A 15,729-nucleotide genomic window follows, 5' to 3' on the forward strand; every position below is an offset into this window, starting at 1 on the left:
ATTCATAATAAAGGTTTACAAGCATAGTTCAACGCTTATAATGAATTTAGAGTTTCTAAAACTCGAAAAGGGCAAATCTAGTGAAAGCTAGAGACGCAAAGTTACCGGTCTAAGGGGAAACCTAGGATAGCGGAACTGCCAAGTATAGATATAGTGGGGGCTTGTCTTTATTTTGAACAGTTTGCTTTCGGTATACTTTGCGGTCCTTCCCTTCTTTTTAATTATTTTCTGTCATATATTACCTTCATTTAAAATACTATATAACTAAATATATGTTTTTTATAGACAAAAAATATATGTGGTACTTTACTTGTTTATACTAGAAAATGGTCTATTGATATTGTTAATTGGGTGTAAAAATTGAGATGGAACAATGAAGTATCATGATTCCATAAAACAAGCTGAACTAAAAATGAGCATGGCCGTAAAACAATTACAGCGATGGTTTTTACCTGTCAGCCCAATTAATTATTCAGTTAGCTACGAATATATTAATAAAAAAAACATTCTTCTTAATACTGCCATTGAAAATAAACTTGCCACGGGTAAAAAGCTTGATGATTTTTTCATTGAAGAAAACTATCGTCAATTCATTTTAGGCCAAAGTAAATTCAGAGATGAACTCATTGACGACCTTGATGACGTTGTCACCCATGTTGAAAAAAACAGCCAAAAATCATCGCAGAGTATTAATAAACTTATTACCACGCTAGACAGCAATATTTCTGATCTACAATCTGCCGATAAAGAAAAAATAGTCGTTGCGGTAAATAGTATTCGCCAGGCATCTAAAGCCTTTAAACTACACCAACAAAAATTTGCTGAACATATTTCTTTTACCCGTAAAAAGACCCAGGCGTTAAAAGTTGAATTAAAAGAAGTACGTGAAGAAATTTACATGGATCCACTTACCGGTCTTTATAATCGTAAAGCTATGTCTAAGCATTTAGATTTATGGCTAACAGAAGATCCAAGTCGGCAAGTTGCCGCAATTGTCGTCTGTGTTGATCAAATTTCAGAAGTTAATCTGCAATTCGGTCATTTAATAAGTGATGTTCTCTTATCAAAAATAGCCAGTAAAGTGAGTAGTTATGTTGATGGCAGCGGTCTACCAATACGTTCAGGTGGCGATGAATTTTTAATTCTGTTACCTGATATTGACAAAGAAAGTGCTCGAGAAATTGCCAGTAAAATAACACATGGCGTTGAAAAGCTTCGCTTTGTTAGTAGTAAGTCTGGTATTAGATTACCTCAAATGACATTGTCTACTGGTGTAGACACCTTTAATATTGCTGAAAATGCCAGCAGTATCTTAAAAAAATCACGTCTGTTACTACCCGATTTATACAAAAAAAATAATACATTAAGTTCTTAATCGCTCAACAAGATTCTTTTTGCTTGATGACATTTTTCTCTCGCTGATATTTTCATTTCAATAAATAATATCAGTGATAGTATGCCCAACTTTACTCAATATAATCGGTAATAATCTTAATATACTCGGTGGTAAATCAAAGAAGATTACATTGCGAGTGCTTAGCTAAAAATAGTCGACGACAGCCTCCTTGTTTTCTCATATACTGAATGCAGTGTAAAATTCCTAACGACTAAGAGAGAAATAATTTATGAAAAAAATTACTTTAGCTGTTGCTGCTACTTTAATGATGGCGTCTCCTGTTTTTGCTGGTGATGCTGCTGCTGGTAAAGCAAAAACTGGTATGTGTGCTGCTTGTCATGGTGCTGCTGGTATCTCTGCGGTACCTATGTACCCAAACCTTGCTGGTCAAAAAGAAGCTTATCTTGCTAAACAGTTGAAAGACTTTAAAGCGGGTAAACGTAAAGATCCTGTTATGGGACCTATGGCTATGGGTTTAAGTGATGAAGATATCGCAAATATTTCGGCTTATTACGCTAGTTTAAAATAAACTCAGTAGTTATTGTTGAACCTGGTTCATCAAAAATAATATTAAAAAACGCTCAATTGAGCGTTTTTTTTTAAGCATTATGCTGTTGAATAACTTGCAAAAAGTCATGTCCATAACGGGCAAGTTTTGTATCACCAATACCATTAATATTTAGCATTTGTTGTGATGTTTTTGGCTTTATACGCGCAAGCTCTGACAACGTTGCATCATTGAAAACAATGAATGGCGCAATATCCTCTGCATCTGCAATCGTTTTACGCAAACTTCTTAATTTAACAAATAAGACACGGTCATAACGTTTATCGGTTTTATCTTGTTGCCAATAACTCGCTTTTTGCAACCTTGGTGAAGCTAACATTAAGGGTTCATCCCCTTTCAACACCGAGCGCGATGCTTGTGTTAAAAATAACGCAGATTGTTGAGAAATATCTTGCTGTAAAAATCCCAAATGAATCAATTGTCTAATAATAGCAAACCAATATCCCGGAGTTTTACTTTTACCGATAGCGAAAGTTGACACTTTTTCATGCTGCAGTTGCCTAACTTTTTCGGTTAACTCCCCTCTGAGCACTTGCACAACATGTTCAATATCACCTTGTTGCTGGATACGAAACACACAAGATAAGACTTTTTGTGCCGCTTCAGTAGCGTCAAATTGAGTGGGTGGATCTAAACAAATATCACAGTTACCACATTTTTTAGTGGTAAATTCTGCAAAATAATTAAGTACAACTTGTCGACGGCAGGTTTGAGCTTCAATAAAACCTTTTAACGCTTGAAAACGCTGTTGTTCAACGTTCACCCTTTCTTCATTATCACCATCAGCTATATACTTGGTAATGCGTTCTACATCTTTTTCATCATACAAAAATAACGCTTCTGCCGCTAAACCGTCTCGGCCAGCACGGCCAATCTCTTGATAATATGACTCGAGTGTTCTTGGAGGTTCAAAATGAATCACAAAGCGGATATTTGATTTATTGATGCCCAATCCAAAAGCTACGGTGGCAATAACCACTTGAATATTATCTTTGGCAAAACCGTCTTGGACAATATTGCGCATCTCTGTTTCCATGCCAGCATGATAGGCAGAACAATTTATACCCGCACTTGCTAACATTTTAGATAATTTCTCAACTTGCCAGCGGCTACTACAGTAAACAATGCCGCAATCATCACCACGCTTTTTAATGTAGCGTAACACCTGGTGATCGCCCTTATATTTATCCGCTAAGGTAAAACGAATATTAGGCCGGTCAAAGCTATCAAGATGAATATAAGGATCAGTCAATGCGAGTTGAAGAAGAATATCTCTTCGGGTTGTAACATCGGCAGTTGCTGTTAACGCCATAACCGGTACCGATGGAAATCGTTGTTTAATTGTATGAAGTTGTGTGTATGCCGGCCGAAAATCATGTCCCCATTGTGAAATACAATGTGCTTCGTCAATAGCAAATAAACTTATCTGTATGCTTGCCAAGCGTTGCATAAAATAATAATTTTTTAAGCGCTCTGGAGCTATGTATAACAACTTAAGCTCACTACGAGATAAACGCTCAAAAATATCATTGATTGTTTCTTGATCTAAACTCGAATTAACAAAAGCCGCTGAAATACCTTGTCGAGTCAAACCATCAACTTGATCTTTCATTAAAGCTATTAAGGGTGAAACAACGATGGTTATTCCTGGTAATAATACGGCAGGCAGTTGATAACACATCGATTTACCACCACCCGTTGGCATAAGTACTAAACTGTCTCGACCTTGAAATAATTGCTGAATAATTTCTAATTGTCCACTTCGAAAAGTTTGATAACCAAAATGATGCTTTAACGCATCTTCAAGCTGAGCTTGTGAGACTGTGGGGGGGGCTTTTAGCAACGGAGTAAACTTTATTAAACGACAATTATTGTTATTTTACCCCAGCCACAAAAAAAGTCGAGAGCACTATTTTAGTATTTATTGAATGCTTAGAAAGATAAGTGCTAAGCTACAATGAAGACATTAGACCAGTTAGAAAAATCTGCTGGTTAAATTGGAAGGATTATGACAAATAATTTAGATGAAAAACAAATGATTGAGCAACTTACTCATTTTTGGTCACACAACCTTCCCTTTAATAAATTACTGGGCCTAACCGTTAGTAAATTTGATTGTAATACCTCTGAAGTACGTTTTTTATGGCAAGATAAGTTAATGGGCAACCCATTACAGAAAACGCTACATGGTGGTGTCACTGCATCAGCTCTTGATTTTGCCGGTGGTGTTGTTGTGGCAGCGAATATGATTGAACAACTTGAGCACAAAACACCAACAACAATTCAACAAAGTTTGAGCTGCCTAGGAACGATAGATCTGCGTACCGATTATTTACGACCAGGTCGTGGTGAGGAGTTTATCGCTACAGCTCATATTATTCGTAGTGGCAATAAAGTCGCGGTTGCTCGCATGGAATTACATAACGAAAAAGGTGACCACATTGCTTTTGGCACCGGTACTTATCTAGTTGGTTAATATTCACCCGTTAATTTTTAAAGTGCTGGCTTTGTGTTCATACGATAGCTAGATTCAGGTCTATTTAAAAACGTACAACAGATATTCATTGTAAATGAGTAGTTATTAGCTAATTAAAGTGAATAACGTTAGCAAAAGTATTATCAATATACAGCCGACAGTTTGCGGTTATCGAACAAGTAAAGCGCTGAAATTAAAATCATTGTGCTATAATTCGGCTCTTTATTTTTACTGCTAAAGTTTACTGAAAATCATGACTGTAACTGATAACAAAGACCGTAATGGCGTAATTAACGCGATTAGTGCTTATCTGCTTTGGGGTTTAGCGCCCATTTATTTCAAATTAATTTCTTCTATCAGCCCTGATGAAATTATGGTGCATCGTATTATTTGGTCGAGCCTACTGTTATTTTTAATCGTTATCATCAGTAAAAGATCTCGCGTATTAATCGATACACTCAAACAACCTAGGTTATTGGCTAAACTTGCCTTATCCGCTACTTTTCTATTAGTAAATTGGTTTTTATTCATCTGGGCGATAAACAATGATCATCTGCTAGACGCGAGCTTAGGTTATTTTATCAATCCTTTATTTAGTGTCGCACTCGGTGTTATTTTTTTAGGTGAGCGTTTGCGAAAAATGCAGAAGTTCGCCGTTGCGCTCGCATTATGTGGGGTATTAATTCAACTGGTTGCATTAGGTTCATTACCGGTAATTTCATTAGCACTTGCTGGAACGTTCGGTATTTATGGCTTGTTACGTAAAAAAATGCACCTTGATTCTTTTGTTGGTTTATTAATTGAATCAAGCATGATGCTACCGCTCGCGATTGTTTATTGGTTGTTATTTGTTAATACTAATACCGCTAACATGTTTGAAAACAGCTCAAATTTAAACCTGCTATTGATCGCTGCAGGCGTAGTTACTACAGCGCCACTGTTATGTTTTACTGCTGCGGCAAAGAGGTTAACATTATCAACACTAGGTTTTTTTCAATACATTGGACCCAGTATTATGTTTTTTTTAGCAACCTTCTATTATCAAGAAACATTGCAGCCCGCTAAATTAGTCACTTTTGCTGCTATTTGGTTAGCTTTGGTTATTTATAGCGTAGACTCACTAAAAGCCAGAAATGAAAAACGTAAATTAGCATTAAATGAACGATTAAGTCGTTAATTTTATTGCCGAAATCATATCTAAGGTTGATTAAGTACTGGCCTTAAGCCTTTTTGGCTGAATAATATGAAAACTAGACCCTAGTGCTAGCTTACTTTTAATTTTGATCTTACTCTGTAGTTTTTAACTGTTAATAATGCTGTAGACACTATTTAAAAAGACGATGTCATTTAGTTAAGTTAAGTATTGGCTTTAAGCTTTATTGGCAGGGTAATATGAAAACTAGAGCCTAGTGTTAGCTTACTTTTAATTTTGATCTTACTCTGTAGTTTTTAACTGTTAATAATGCTGTAGACACTATTTAAAAAGACGATGTAATTTAGTTAAGTTAAGTATTGGCTTTAAGCTTTATTGGCAGGGTAATATGAAAACTAGAGCCTAGTGTTAGCTTACTTTTAATTTTGATATTGCCTTTTAGTTTTTGACATATAATATTATAAACAATATTCATTCCTAAGCCAGTACCGCCAGAATTTCTTTTGGTGGTGAAGAAAGGTTCAAAAATATTATCTAGCACATGTTGAGTCATGCCATGGCCATCATCTTTAAAGACGATAACAACATGACCGTCTTGGGTTTTCGTTAAGTTGATAGCAATATTGCCCTGTGCTTTATTTTCAAAAGCGTGCTTTAACGCATTCGTGACTAAATTTGTTAGCACCTGCGCTAACGCTCCTGGAATGGTGGTTATTTTCAATTCACTTTCACCGCTATATTGATAACTCACTCTAAAGCGCTTCATTTCTGCCGATAACGTAGACATGACCTCTTCAATATAACTGACTAAATCAATTTCTCGCTCTTCTCCCACCATTTGATCGGCTGCGACTTGCTTGAAGTTATTCAACAACTCAATAACACGCTCTAAAGCGTTAGTATTCAAGTTAGAAGCCTTCTCCATACCACTAAAGTAATGTTGCATTGCCGTGCGGGTTAAGTTGCCTGTTTCAAAGTTTTTACGAATCTTGAGAGTACTTTCTAAAGCTGTACTTGTTGATGTTACTGCAATACCAAGCGGGGTATTAATTTCATGGGCAACCCCTGCAGTTAAGGTGCCTAACGACGCCATTTTTTCAGATTGAATTAATTGTTTTTGCATCTTTTGTAAATTTTCCAGCGTACGAGTTAATGTTCGTGTTGTCTGCCTATTTTTAACAAAAAGTACAACCACTAATCCTGAAATCAACACTAACAGGGTAAGAAAAGAAGCCATTACAATCAAATAAAGTCGCTGTTTATCAATGCGTTCTTCGCGATTTTCTAACTCTTCATTTTTTTTATTTAATTGCATGCCTTGAAAACTTATTTGTTGCTGTTGCCGTTGCAAAATATCTTTATTAGTCAATATTTTTTCAGCCATAGCCCTATTTTCTTGTTCTTTATTGACAACCGAGCTTTGTTGGTTCTCTAAGTTTTTTTTTGCTACTTTTAACTGGGTTGCTACTTGCTGTAATTGCAGCTCTTTGGTTTTTATCGAGCGTTGCTGTTGTTCAGTATCTATTTTTAGGATATTTAGCTCTTGCTGACGCTTACCCGCCATTTTTTCTTGCTGTGTTAAATTCTTATTTAAGGTATTAAGCTTTTCTTTTGCTGAGGATATTTGATTTTCTTGATCGGTTAACTTTTGGTTCAACCTTGCTTCACGCGCCCTAATGACTTGTAATGCCAACTCTGTTTCTCTATACAAGGTAGCCACCTGAAGTTCAGTCCCACCTGACAATAATAATTCAGCAGACATCACCAAACCCTCAAAGACAATATTTGATTTATTCACTTCAAAATCTATCGCAGAATTTTCAACATCGTTAACTAGGTTGATCATCACATTATGCTTATCAATACTGTTATCAGTAATCAAAAGTGTGCTGCTACTGCGAAGAATGGCAGCAATATCGGCTATTTCAGTATTGGTATTGGCCGCAGTAAAAAACAAGTCAGTTTGTTTACCCGCTTCGATATTTTTTATGACAATAACTTTGATTGGCTTGTTTCTAATGACACGCTTAGCCAAAGTTTTATTAAGCAAGGCAGCAAAGATATCATCACCATAAACACCAACAACAAATTGCTGTTTGTTATTTTCATTTTGCCAGCTAACATGTTTAATAAAATTGTAAATATAAGCGGCTTTAACTTGCTCACTATCAATTTGCTGTGCAAAAATTGAGTTTGAGGTGCTAATAAAAAAACAAAACAACATCAGCAAATGTTTGCTCATGAGCATTATTTTTTTCTTCATTTAGTGCACCCTGTTGTTAAAATAGTTTAACCACTTTACTTTTTTTTATAAAAAAAAGCACCTTTAAGTTAATTCAAGCTCGGCATCACTTTAACATCTACATTTTAACTAAAGCGTTAATCATCGACGCCAAAAAGACTCAATTGATTGCGGCCATTTTCTTTAGCATTATAAAGCGCACTTTCCGCTTGATTCAGTTGTTTAGCAAACGTCTCTGTACTATTACAAACCAAGCCTATACTGATGTTAAAGGCAATATGGTGCTCTTCAAAAGTTAGCTGAGAAACAGAAATGTCTCGACGAAGATCGTCTAATTTAGTGTAAAGTTGATCCTCATCAGTACCGTACATTAAGATGGCAAACTCCTCACCACCTAAGCGGGCTAGCAAACCTGATCCTAGATGTTTACGCATATATAATGCCAGTACTTTTAAGACATGATCGCCGGCATCATTTCCGTAGTTATCATTGATTTTTTTGAAAAAATCAATGTCGAGCATAGCAACACAATAAGGCATGTCTCTTTTAATATATTGAGGCACCAGCTGCTCTGCTTTAGAGAAAAAAGCCCGTCTGTTAGGTAAGTCGGTTAAATAGTCTACGTTTGCTGCTTTTTGTATTTGTTCAATATTGTTTAAATTCTCAATATTTTGGGTAATTCGACAATAAAACTCTTCTGGGCAAAAAGGTTTACGTAAAAAGTCATCCGCACCATTTTTAATAAAGCGTGCCGAATGCATACCGTTGTCTGCTCCAGATATACCAATAATAGCGAGTTGATCACGACTATAAATTTTACGGATTTCATTAGTTAATTCGATACCGTCCATGATGGGCATTTCCAGATCGGTGATCACCAATTTAATGTCTTTGTGCTGCTTTAAGCGTTCTAGCGCTTGCACACCGTCATTGGCTAAATAAACATTAAAGTTGCGGCGTTTTAATAGCTGAGAAACATAATTTCGTGCCGCTAAAGAATCATCAACAACAAGAATACCTGTACTGCTGTTGGTTATTTGCCAATGTAAAATACGTTTTAAATAAAGGAAAGCTTGGCTATTCTCTTTAGGGATATAGTCAACAACGGGCTGAGCAAGTATTTGCTGTCGAGTCGTTTCATCCATTTTACCTGTCATAACGACACTTGGAATACCATGAGAGAGCACACAAGCTATTGCTTCGCCATTGGGAGCATCTGGTAAGGCATAATCTATAGTGGCAGCAAAAAAGTCATTTTTGCCCTGTAAAATTTCTTCTACTTCAGCAAGTGTGGTAGCAATAGTTACCTGATAATTTAATGCCTCGCCAATTTGCTTAATAACACGAGCAATAGGCTTACTGTCTTCTACTACGAGTAACTGCATTGACATATAATTTCATACCTTTTTTTATAATGGCATCACATGAAAGAACTAATTATTTTTATGTAATATTAAACGTTGGCTTGTAAATTAGCATAGGCGACCACCAGCCATTTACTACCTACACCAGCAAAATTAACTTGAATACGACTTTGAGCTCCTGAACCTTCATAATTTAAAACAACGCCTTCGCCAAATTTAGCATGAACGACTGACTGTCCTAAGCTAAAACCGCTGTTCTCAAAAGTTTCCAGTGTAAAAGTCGAAGAAAACTTACCTTTAGTTGATGGACGAGTCACTTGATTTTGTAATCTTATTTCTTCGGTACATTCAGGAGGTAATTCACGTAAAAAGCGACTGGCTTTATGAAATTTTTCTTGTCCATATAGTCGACGGCTTTCTGCATGACACAAGTATAGCTTACTCATAGCACGTGTCATGCCGACGTAACATAAACGCCTTTCCTCTTCTAAACGTCCTATTTCTTCTACTGATTTTTGTGAGGGAAACATTCCCTCCTCTAAGCCGGCAATAAACACTAATGGAAACTCTAAACCTTTCGCAGAGTGCATAGTCATTAACTGCACAGCAGGTTCATAATCATCGGCTTGTGACTCGCCAGCTTCAAGGGCAGCATGTGTTAAAAATGAGGTGAGTTTTGTTTGTTCTTCTATTAACTCTGGGTCCGCTTCGAAGGTTTGACAAGCGGTAACAAGCTCATTTAAGTTTTCTATTCTTGCCTCGGCACGTTCACCTTTTTCAGCTTGATACATGGCTTTTAAACCACTGTGTTGAATAACATAGTTGGCCTGTTGGTCGAGGTCGAGGTGGCTAGAGTCATCTTCGAGAGTGTCGATAATATTAATAAAATTTTGAATGACTTTCGCACTTCGTCCTTTCAATTCATCATTTTTTAGCATGAATTGACAGGCTTGCCATAATGTCATTTCTAAACTGCGCGCAGCGTCACGTATTAACGATAGGCTGGTATTACCAATGCCACGTGTTGGGGTATTAATAATACGTTCAAAAGCCGCATCATCATCGCGATTATTTAATAAGCGTAAGTAAGCAAGTGCATCCTTAATTTCTAAACGTTCAAAGAAGCGTTGACCACCGTAAATACGATAAGGTAAGCGACTCTGCAAGAGCGCTTCTTCGAGTAAACGAGATTGCGCATTACTGCGATATAAAATAGCGACATCATCTAAGCTGCCTTCTTTACGCCAATCCGTAATTCGACCCGCAATAAAGCGAGCTTCATCTATTTCGTTGAATGCCGTATAAATAGATATTTTTTCACCCGCTTCATCTTCGGTCCATAACTTTTTACCTAAGCGGTTATTATTATTGGCGATAAGTTTATTAGCCGCATTAAGAATATTGGCTGTGGAGCGATAATTCTGCTCTAAACGTATCGTTTTTGTGTCGTCGAACTCATTAAGAAAACGCTGAATATTTTCAATTTTTGCGCCACGCCAGCCATAAATTGATTGGTCGTCATCACCAACAATCATCACCTTACTCGATGCGTTACCCAGAATGTTTAACCAGGCGTATTGAATGGCATTGGTGTCTTGAAATTCGTCGACTAAAATATGCTTAAAGCGTTGCTGATAATGGGCAAGCAAAACGGGGTTGTTCAACCAAAGTTCATGGGCACGCAATAATAACTCGGCAAAATCGACTAAACCGGCTCGATCACAAGCTTCTTGATATCCTTGATAAACTTTAACAAACGTTTGCTCAGTGGGATCATCGTAAACTTCTATGTGCTGTGGACGAATACCTTCATCTTTTTTTCCATTGATATACCACTGCATCTGCTTGGGTGGCCAACGTTTTTCGTCAATACCTAATGAACGTACAATGCGCTTAACTAAGCGCAGTTGATCATCTGAATCAAGTACTTGAAAATTTTGTGGTAATTTAGCTTCTTGAAAATGCATACGAAGTAAGCGATGGGCTAAACCATGGAAAGTACCGACCCACATACCATGAACATTACCCTCAACTGTTTTTTCAACACGCACTCGCATTTCTGCTGCTGCTTTATTGGTAAAAGTAACGGCTAAAATACTATGAGAAGAGGCGTTTTCAACTTGCATTAACCAGGCAATACGTTGCACTAACACACGAGTTTTACCACTTCCTGCGCCAGCTAATACCAACATATTTTGTAGTGGAGCGGCGACAACATCTCGTTGTTTTTCATTGAGTGACTCAAGTAGTTCAGAAACGTCCATAACGGAAAAATAACCTTAGAAAAGTAGAAAGTAAGTATAGATAAAATTATAACAAGTGACACAATTCGCTAATATCTGCTAGCTCAATATTAGGTAAAACAGTTAGTGGTTTGCCAACATCATAGCAGGAAATCCATGCGGTTTGGCAGCCAGCATCGATAGCACCTAGAATATCAGAGCGACCACAATCACCAACATGTAATAGTTGTGACGGTTTTATTATTAATTTTTTGCAAGCTTCAACAAACATATCTGCTGCGGGCTTTTGTCGTAGTCGTTGATTTTTATTTAAAGCTGTCGTTGATAAATCACCGGCATGAAATCGATAGCTAAAGTAAGCTGAAATACCTATTTTATCAGTATCAACATTGCCGTTACTGATGGCCACCAAGGGATATTTTTTTTGTAAGCTTTGCAATAATTGATGCACAGCTTCTGGCACAACAAAATCACTGCGTTGTTGAACAAAATAATCTAACGCTTTATGTGCTTGGTCATTCGCAATGTCATCAGCTAAACCCAATGCTTTCATGCCTAGAGTGTAAGTGGCTAAACGTATATCACCCACATGATGTATTAATTGTGGATTCGCTGCTATAGCTTGCTCGCGAAAAGGTGACCAAAACCGGTAATCAAAAAGAGTATTTTTTGTCGCATGAGTGGCGATTATCTGTAATGAGAAAAGTGCCGAAAAATAAGCAACCATTTTGGCATCTGTTGCCATCATTACCGGATAATTACTATACAGGGTATCATCAAGGTCAAAACTAATGGCTTGAAAGGGGGCTAAGCGACGATAAAATTTCATTGTCTGTGTTATTTATACAGTTGTTGAAAAAGTAATTTTGCCACCAGCTTTCTAAATTGACTAAGCAATAAAGTATCCATGCGTGGATCAAAGTGGTCGGCGTCGGCACTGCTTATCGCCATAAAACCAATGTCATCATTAATATGATTTAGCTTAATTAAGACCACAGAGCCTTCTTGATGTTGCGAAAAAATAAGTTCTTGCTCGCTTTTTTGTAAGCGTCCAAAATAATAATCATCTTTGGATAAACGATTATTCATCACCCCTGCACAATCGTTTTTAACGATGCTAGCATGGTCAACCTCAGTATGCTCTTTTAACCAGACTTTCAAACCCGATAATGACAATAATTCTGTGGTTGCTTGATACAAACAATCAAGCAACTCAGGCGCGGAGCTGCAATCTAATAAGCGTAAATACAAGTCGCTATACAAAGCAAAAAGCTGTTCATTATGGTTAGCTATCGCCATAAGTTGAGTAATTTCTTCTTCTAGACCATGAATTTTTTGACGTTGCTGGCTTTGTTGTCTTTGCACTAACGAGACGGTGCCACGATTAACATCGGATAAACGTAGACTAGTGATCAGCTCAGGATTACGATTAAAAAATTCTGGGTTATCATGTAAGTAATCAACAATGAGATCATCCGTTAAACTTACTTCATCTAATTGCATTGGGGTTGAGTCGTTCAAATTAATTCTCTATATCTTGAATAGTTAAATAAGCTAACTTTATGCTGATTATAAATTTAATTGCCCGTCAAATACATGTACGGCTGGGCCGGTCATTTTGACTGAATTACCCGGTCCTTTCCAATAAACCTTTAACTTACCGCCCGGTAATTCCACCGTAACATCTCGACCTAATTTATTTTGTATCTGGCCAATAACTACTGCTGCACAAGCACCACTACCACAGGCTAACGTTTCAGCTGAACCACGTTCATAAACACGAAGTTTAATATAGTCAGGAGCAACAATTTCCATAAAGCCAACATTCACTTGCTGGGGAAAGCGTTCGTGATGTGACAAAGCTTTACCTAACGTCTCAACAGGAGCCTCATCAACCGAGTCAACTGTCAGCACACAATGCGGATTACCTAAAGAAACCACGCCACACAATACGGTGTCTTCATCACTGCGAAGAATGTAAGTACCTTCTACTTTTTGGGCAGTAAATGGAATTTGGCTTGGTTCAAACTTAGGTGTTGGCATATTCACTGAAACGTTACCATCGCGCTCAACAAATAAGGTCATCTTGCCTGACTGTGTCGACACCTTAATTTTATTTTTATTCGTTAAGCCTTTTAAACGCACAAATTTAGCAAAACAACGAGCTCCATTGCCACACTGACCAACTTCACTACCGTCGGCATTAAAGATGCGATAATGAAAATCTAAATCGGGATCGTACGGTGGCTCAACCACTAACACTTGATCAAAACCGACACCGAAATTACGATCGGATAACTGCTTTATTTGCTCATTAGACAAATAAACATTCTGGGTAACATTGTCTAGTACTAGGAAGTCGTTACCTAAACCGTGCATTTTTGAAAAATTAACTAACATTTACTTCCCATATTCAATTTAATACTTATTTTGGTAACAAAGACTCGCCTTGCCATAATTGCTCAAGTGTTTCCCGAGCACGGATCAAATGATTTTCTTCACCATCGACCATAATTTCAGCCGCTTTTGGGCGACTATTATAATTTGAACTCATCGAAAAACCATAGGCACCCGATGAACGGATCGCTAAGAGATCACCGGCCACGATACTTAGTTCTCGAGCTTTACCCAGAAAATCACCCGTTTCACAAATAGGACCAACAATGTCGTAAGTTTTTTTACTGGTGAGTTCATTTTTTTCAACTTCGATAATCGCTTGCCATGCTTGATAAAGCGACGGACGAATTAAATCATTCATCGCGGCGTCAACAATCGCAAAATGTCTATCTTGATTCGTTTTTAGTAATTCAACTTCGGTCACTAAAATTCCGGCATTAGCCATAATGGCACGACCGGGCTCATAAATCAGCGTAATATCACGATCAGCTAACTTATCCGCAATCGCTTTCGCGTATTCGTTAGGATGAGGTGGTGTTTCGTCGTTATAACATACGCCTAAACCACCGCCAACATCGATATGCGATAAGGCAATATTTACCTCTGCGAGGCGGTCAACAAGTGCGAGTACTCGGTCAAGTGCGTCTAAAAAGGGTTGAACTTCAGTTAACTGCGAACCAATATGGCAATCGATGCCCTTTACCGCAATATTTGATAAACTATTGGCGTGTTGGTAAAGCTCAAAGGCATCATCAATGCTAATACCAAATTTATTTTCTTTTAAGCCTGTCGATATATAAGGATGCGTACCAGCATCTACATCAGGGTTTACTCTTAAAGAGACTGGTGCAGTCATTTTCATGCGCTCGGCTACCTGCTGAATACGCGTTAGCTCTGCTGCTGATTCAACATTGAAGCAGTAAATCCCCTTTTCTAAGGCAAAAGCAATTTCATCTGACTTTTTGCCAACGCCCGAAAACACCACTTTACGGGCATCGCCGCCGGCTTGTAATACACGAGCAAGTTCACCTTTTGAAACGATATCAAAACCACTACCTAAACGTGCCATCACATTGAGTACGGCAATGTTACTGTTGGCTTTCACCGCATAACACACTAAATGTGGTTTATCACCAGCCGCTTGGTCAAACGCATGCCAGTGGCGCTCAATAGTCGCTCGTGAATATATATATAACGGCGTACCATGTTGCTTAACAAGTTGAGTAACGCCACAATCTTCAGCATACAGAGAAGTGTTTTTGTAATTGAAAAAATCCACGATTAATTTTCCTGCGATTTTGGTGCTGGTGAGTTTTGTTTTGGCTGTGTATTAGCGTGTTCAGTTTGCTGCTGTACTTTTACTTGCACAGATTTTTGCGATAGTGGACCTTTAATTCCACATCCACTTAAAAGCACTGATATAATAAAAAACGCTAAAATAATTGAATTTTGTTTACGCATACTTGATTTATTCGATTTTTTTCTCATGATAGACGTTTTATAATCTCATGACCAACAAATAGCTAGCAAAGATGAATAAATTTCATTGCGCTAGAAAAGGAAGCATTAATGAACGACAGCCAATACAATTTACTTGCCGATGAAATTATTCTTCAAATAGAAGAAGCCATTGAAGATTGTGGTACCGACATTGATTATGAGGGTGTGGGTGGCATGTTAACACTGACCTTTAAAAGTGGCAGCAAAGTCATCATTAATAAACAAGCACCCTTGCAGGAAATATGGGTAGCAACTAAATTTAATGGTCATCATTTTCAGTGTGAAGATGGCCAATGGACAGACAAACGTGGTGGTGGCGAACTTTGGCAATTCTTATCAAAAGCGATCAGTATTCAGGCCGACACCGAAATAACTATTAGCGCAGGATAA

The 15,729-nt window shown here is 37.5% G+C and carries 14 protein-coding genes and 1 riboswitch; of the genes, 5 read left to right on the forward strand and 9 right to left on the reverse strand.

Annotated elements, in window-relative coordinates; translation table 11 throughout:
- The first annotated feature begins 60 nt into the window (after positions 1–60).
- Positions 61–143: riboswitch (cyclic di-GMP riboswitch) on the forward strand.
- 230 nt (positions 144–373) lie between these two features.
- The gene (locus tag H4J57_RS13485) at positions 374–1,375 is read left to right on the forward strand and encodes a GGDEF domain-containing protein (protein ID WP_182243307.1); all 1,002 of its coding nucleotides are present in this window, start codon (positions 374–376) and stop codon (positions 1,373–1,375) included.
- A gap of 250 nt (positions 1,376–1,625) precedes the next feature.
- The gene (locus tag H4J57_RS13490; RefSeq protein WP_182217124.1) at positions 1,626–1,925 is read left to right on the forward strand and encodes a cytochrome c; all 300 of its coding nucleotides are present in this window, start codon (positions 1,626–1,628) and stop codon (positions 1,923–1,925) included.
- A 70-nt stretch (positions 1,926–1,995) separates the two neighbouring features.
- Here H4J57_RS13490 and recQ read toward each other — a convergent pair whose 3' ends face one another.
- Complete coding sequence (gene recQ, locus H4J57_RS13495) at positions 1,996–3,807, reverse strand: DNA helicase RecQ (protein ID WP_182217126.1); 1,812 nt, start codon at positions 3,805–3,807, stop codon at positions 1,996–1,998.
- 165 nt (positions 3,808–3,972) lie between these two features.
- Here recQ and H4J57_RS13500 point away from each other — a divergent pair, with 165 nt between their 5' ends.
- Both H4J57_RS13500 and rarD read left to right on the forward strand, forming a co-directional pair.
- Positions 3,973–4,440, forward strand: a complete 468-nt coding sequence (locus tag H4J57_RS13500; RefSeq protein WP_070375365.1) for a thioesterase family protein — start codon at positions 3,973–3,975, stop codon at positions 4,438–4,440.
- 253 nt (positions 4,441–4,693) lie between these two features.
- Entirely contained in the window at positions 4,694–5,617 is a 924-nt protein-coding gene (rarD, locus tag H4J57_RS13505; protein WP_182243309.1) for an EamA family transporter RarD, read from the forward strand.
- A gap of 328 nt (positions 5,618–5,945) precedes the next feature.
- Here the strand turns inward: rarD and H4J57_RS13510 are convergent, their stop codons facing one another.
- The 8 genes from H4J57_RS13510 to lptM all read right to left on the reverse strand — a co-directional run bounded on the left by H4J57_RS13510 (position 5,946) and on the right by lptM (position 15,327).
- Entirely contained in the window at positions 5,946–7,856 is a 1,911-nt protein-coding gene (locus tag H4J57_RS13510; protein ID WP_182243311.1) for a YfiR/HmsC family protein, read from the reverse strand.
- 116 nt (positions 7,857–7,972) lie between these two features.
- Positions 7,973–9,226, reverse strand: a complete 1,254-nt coding sequence (locus H4J57_RS13515) for a diguanylate cyclase (protein ID WP_182217131.1) — start codon at positions 9,224–9,226, stop codon at positions 7,973–7,975.
- 62 nt (positions 9,227–9,288) lie between these two features.
- Positions 9,289–11,463, reverse strand: coding sequence for a DNA helicase II (uvrD, locus tag H4J57_RS13520; protein WP_182217132.1), 2,175 nt, complete (start codon positions 11,461–11,463; stop codon positions 9,289–9,291).
- A gap of 46 nt (positions 11,464–11,509) precedes the next feature.
- Positions 11,510–12,271: an HAD-IA family hydrolase gene (locus H4J57_RS13525; RefSeq protein WP_182217134.1), complete on the reverse strand. Its 762-nt coding sequence runs from the start codon at positions 12,269–12,271 to the stop codon at positions 11,510–11,512.
- A gap of 8 nt (positions 12,272–12,279) precedes the next feature.
- Positions 12,280–12,963 (reverse strand): DUF484 family protein, encoded by a 684-nt coding sequence (locus H4J57_RS13530; RefSeq protein ID WP_259364684.1) that lies wholly within the window; start codon positions 12,961–12,963, stop codon positions 12,280–12,282.
- Positions 12,964–13,011: 48 nt separating this feature from the next.
- Positions 13,012–13,842: a diaminopimelate epimerase gene (gene dapF / locus H4J57_RS13535; RefSeq protein WP_070375358.1), complete on the reverse strand. Its 831-nt coding sequence runs from the start codon at positions 13,840–13,842 to the stop codon at positions 13,012–13,014.
- Between the two features lie 25 nt (positions 13,843–13,867).
- The gene (gene lysA, locus H4J57_RS13540; RefSeq protein WP_182217135.1) at positions 13,868–15,118 is read right to left on the reverse strand and encodes a diaminopimelate decarboxylase; all 1,251 of its coding nucleotides are present in this window, start codon (positions 15,116–15,118) and stop codon (positions 13,868–13,870) included.
- A 2-nt stretch (positions 15,119–15,120) separates the two neighbouring features.
- Positions 15,121–15,327, reverse strand: a complete 207-nt coding sequence (gene lptM / locus H4J57_RS13545) for an LPS translocon maturation chaperone LptM (protein WP_182217137.1) — start codon at positions 15,325–15,327, stop codon at positions 15,121–15,123.
- A gap of 81 nt (positions 15,328–15,408) precedes the next feature.
- Between lptM and cyaY the strand changes: the two genes are divergently transcribed.
- Positions 15,409–15,729, forward strand: a complete 321-nt coding sequence (cyaY, locus tag H4J57_RS13550; protein WP_070375355.1) for an iron donor protein CyaY — start codon at positions 15,409–15,411, stop codon at positions 15,727–15,729.

The sequence above is a fragment of the Colwellia sp. BRX8-7 genome (assembly GCF_014077275.1).
Classification (GTDB): Bacteria; Pseudomonadota; Gammaproteobacteria; order Enterobacterales; family Alteromonadaceae; genus Colwellia_A.